7 protein-coding genes are annotated in these 3,452 nt (G+C 33.1%); all 7 read left to right on the top strand.

Annotation, left to right across the window (positions count from 1 at the left end; translation table 11 throughout):
- Window positions 1-146: 146 nt before the first annotated feature.
- Window positions 147-509 (top strand): hypothetical protein, encoded by a 363-nt coding sequence (locus H4J67_RS19565; protein ID WP_182204792.1) that lies wholly within the window; start codon window positions 147-149, stop codon window positions 507-509.
- Between the two features lie 112 nt (window positions 510-621).
- On the top strand, window positions 622-990 hold the full coding sequence (locus tag H4J67_RS19560; protein WP_182204790.1) for a hypothetical protein: 369 nt from the start codon (window positions 622-624) through the stop codon (window positions 988-990).
- A gap of 95 nt (window positions 991-1,085) precedes the next feature.
- Window positions 1,086-1,550 carry a nuclear transport factor 2 family protein gene (locus H4J67_RS19555; RefSeq protein ID WP_182204788.1) on the top strand — a complete coding sequence of 155 codons (465 nt, stop codon included), beginning with the start codon at window positions 1,086-1,088 and terminating at the stop codon, window positions 1,548-1,550.
- Window positions 1,551-1,670: 120 nt separating this feature from the next.
- A complete protein-coding gene (locus tag H4J67_RS19550) occupies window positions 1,671-2,366 on the top strand; it encodes a hypothetical protein (protein ID WP_182204786.1) in 696 nt (231 codons plus the stop codon).
- Between the two features lie 109 nt (window positions 2,367-2,475).
- On the top strand, window positions 2,476-2,706 hold the full coding sequence (locus tag H4J67_RS19545; protein ID WP_182204784.1) for a hypothetical protein: 231 nt from the start codon (window positions 2,476-2,478) through the stop codon (window positions 2,704-2,706).
- A gap of 128 nt (window positions 2,707-2,834) precedes the next feature.
- On the top strand, window positions 2,835-3,119 hold the full coding sequence (locus tag H4J67_RS19540) for a hypothetical protein (protein ID WP_182204782.1): 285 nt from the start codon (window positions 2,835-2,837) through the stop codon (window positions 3,117-3,119).
- Window positions 3,120-3,246: 127 nt separating this feature from the next.
- The coding region (locus H4J67_RS19535; RefSeq protein ID WP_182204780.1) for a hypothetical protein at window positions 3,247-3,452 on the top strand (206 nt) is incomplete at its 3' end.

The following is a 3,452-nucleotide window of genomic DNA, read 5'->3' as shown; positions in this document are numbered from 1 at the left end:
GTATTATTTGAAAAGCTGTTTGCAAACCGCAGCTAACAAGAACATCAAACGGAAAAATTACAGTTGGCTCTTTTTCGTTCCTCAAAATTTCAGCCAACTATAATTTTCCGCTTATGTAAGCGTTATAAATACCAAAAGGATTGAGTGTGGACGTAACCTTTTTCGCAGCAAATGTAGATTGCGATGTTAGTAGTTTTGAAGAAATTCTTGATGGCTCAATTCTGGGAGGAGGTAACTTTAAGAAAGAGCATATCAGTGATTTACTGAGTTGCTTTAAAAGTTCGGGTTCTGCTTTAAGTGACAACCTCTGGTTATTGCCAATAAACTTCTCAGAAGAGTTATCAATTATTGACGATGATAAGCTAAAAAGTATCGCCGTTCATTGGTCAGAAGAGAGTTCGTGGCAAAATACAAACGTTAATTCTATGGATTTAGCTGGTCATTTATTAGAATTAAAATATGGCTATTTACAACATTCAGATAAAAGAATTTTTGCACTATTTGAGTAGGTTTTTATAACAAGCCATTCAAGCAGGACAAATAACAGTTGGCTATTTGCTCCTTCGTCGCTTATTTTAGCCAACTATTATTTGCCTCTTAATGGGGCGTTAGGTGTACAAAGTGTTTAAGTCTGGCTTTAGAAAATTACACGTATATATGTCGATACTCAGTATCGCTGCAATATGTTTGTGGTTATCTATTTTTACTTTTGTTTTTGGTGTTATATTTGATGTAAATAAAATTCAGGTACAACCCATATTTGTAATACCTTTTACTATTTGGTTTTTTTCTGCATTAATTACTTTCTCGCTAGCCGCTTTTGTAAAATGCCAAAGTTGCAATAAACGTTTAGTGGTTATTACAAAGAGTAATGTTAAATCTAAAAATAAAGGTTGGGTTTTCTGGTTCTTACGTGAATTACCACCAAAAATTAAATGCGAGCATTGTGGTGTCCTATATACAGGCACACCTAACAAGCCACTCAAGTAGGACAAATAACAGTTGGTTAGGTTCCGCTTCGCTTCACATTATAACCAACTATTATTTGCCTCTTAGTGGGGCGTTAGGCATACAAGGAGAGTTCAGTGAAAAAATTAACTTTAGTATTTATATCCCTTATTTTATCTTTTTCAAGTTTAGCAAAGGACAAATTTTCGACAGAACAGTTAATCGAAAAAGCCAAGATATTTGTATCAGCCAAAAATGCTCGCCAACAACCAAATACAACCACCAAAGAAATAGATCATTATATATCGCTATTGTCTGATAATTTCATTGATGAACATGTAAAATTTAAGTTTACGTATACGGATAAATCGAAACTTCGTTCAGACATGGTTGGTAAACTAAAAGATAAAGTTATAAACAGCAATATTGAGATAAACGAAATTATGGTAGGGGCTAATGTTGTTTTTATAAAAATGACTGAAATGGGTAAAGTTAAGCCTGCACATTTAGATAAAATCATTGAATATAGTAAAACTAATATTGTCTCATTAGAATTTAACGAATCAGGTTTAATAAAGCATATTCGCCGACACCACGGTTAATGTATGCCTAACAAGCAATTCAAGACGGACAAATAACAGTTTGCTGTTTGCACTCCGTTTCAACATTTTAGCAAACTGTTATTTGCCGCTTAATATGGGCGTTAGGCAACAAGGGATATCATGGCTGAACTTTCAAGGATCGGAGAGGAACAAAAAACCTGGTACCCATGGCCTATCACTCGATTGGAATCTATATTACAAAAGGTTTTATATAGCGATCGTGGTTATGAACATGTATATGCTTTAAGAAAAAACATTGCATACAACCTTCAATATATAGAATTTCAAGATCAAATTATCCAAGAAATAAAACTTAGTTCTGTTATTTATACGCAAACAATTAAGACAATTGTTCTTGTTGGGTGCAGTATTATAGAGTCACTCTTACATTTTCTTTTAATAGTTAATGGTAATCACACCAAAACTGATTGGTCTGAAAAAATAACTTTTAAAGGTAATCAAAAAAAACTTGATGGTGAAGTTGTTAGAGTTGATACGGTTATCTATAAAAAACTGCCTGAAGAGCAGTTAAAACATATGTCATTTGATGCAATGATAAAATGTGCCAAATCTAAACATGTATTTGGTTCAAATAAAGAAATATATGAAAAATTAGAGTCACTTCGTAATCTACGAAACAAAGTACATTTACAGGTTATAAATAACCCGAATGACACTGATTGGAATACGTTTAATAATTCAGATTTATCAGATATATGTAAAGTATTATATGCTGTTTTTACTAGCAGTTTATTTGAAGTAACTGAAAAACAAGAACAGTGTTTTCGGTACTTACGGCGAAATTTTGTTGCCTAACAAGCACTTCAAACGGAACAAAAACAGTTGGTTAGGTTCCGCTTCGCTACACATTATAACCAACTATTTTTGTCCGCTTAAGTGGGCGTTATATGTACAGGGAGTTTTGATGCACGTTCGAGTAACGGATGTTAGTTTTACTATTGATCAACCGTGGATATTTAAGTTCCGCGACTCTGCTGAAAAGGAGTACCTAGCTTTTGATACTGAATTTTATACTTGTCATGGTCTGAAATGTCCTATTAATAGAATGCACCTTGATCAACTCGATGTAGGAATGGCATCTAAAATTAAGTTCGTTGTTATCAGCGGAGAAAATGTAGTTACATCAATTAACTAAACGTACATATAACAAGCCATTCAAGCAGGACTTTTAACAGTTGGTTAGGTTCCGCTTCGCTACACATTTTAACCAACAATTAAAAGCCTCTTAATGGGGCGTTATGTGTACATGGATGGAGTATCAAATTGGAAGATGCGTTAAAAATTGCTTTAGTAATTCCTTTTGCAATTGGATTTTTATACTTTGCCGTAAATTCTCTGTCCAATTTCACTAAATCATTAGCATTTTGTAGCCAGCCTTTTCTTGTTCGTTGTATTCCTTTTTTAATTTTCAATAAATCACTTTTTAATGGTAATGGTTTAATTTATCGTAAAAATGTCGGTAAATATTTAATTTATTCATTGCTATCATGGTGTTTATTTTTAATAGTAATGGTTAGTTTAAATGGTGCTTGGCGAGAGTTTGTGTAACGTACACATAACAAGCCAATCAAGCGGGAAAATTTACAGTTGGCTATTTTCGCTCCGCTCAATAATTTTAGCCAACTACAAATTTCCCCTTATTGGGGCGTTATAAGTATCCAAAAGGGAAGTGTTTATGTCACAGGATGAGATCAAATCAATCGTTAAAAAATATAAATTCAAATCGGTTAAAATCTTAATGGGTTTTTTATTAATAGCTGTTTTTGCAAATTGGTACTTAATTAATTCAAGTATTGAACGTCATGCTGAGTTAGGTTTACCTTATACAAGTAGCGATTCAGGTTTTATTTGGGGTGCAATAATTACAGGGTTATTTACAGT

This window comes from Colwellia sp. BRX10-4 (assembly GCF_014077465.1).
Lineage (GTDB): Bacteria > Pseudomonadota > Gammaproteobacteria > Enterobacterales > Alteromonadaceae > Colwellia_A.
The sequence above is the reverse complement of the archived record's forward strand: the minus strand, read 5'-3'. Positions and strand labels throughout refer to the sequence as shown.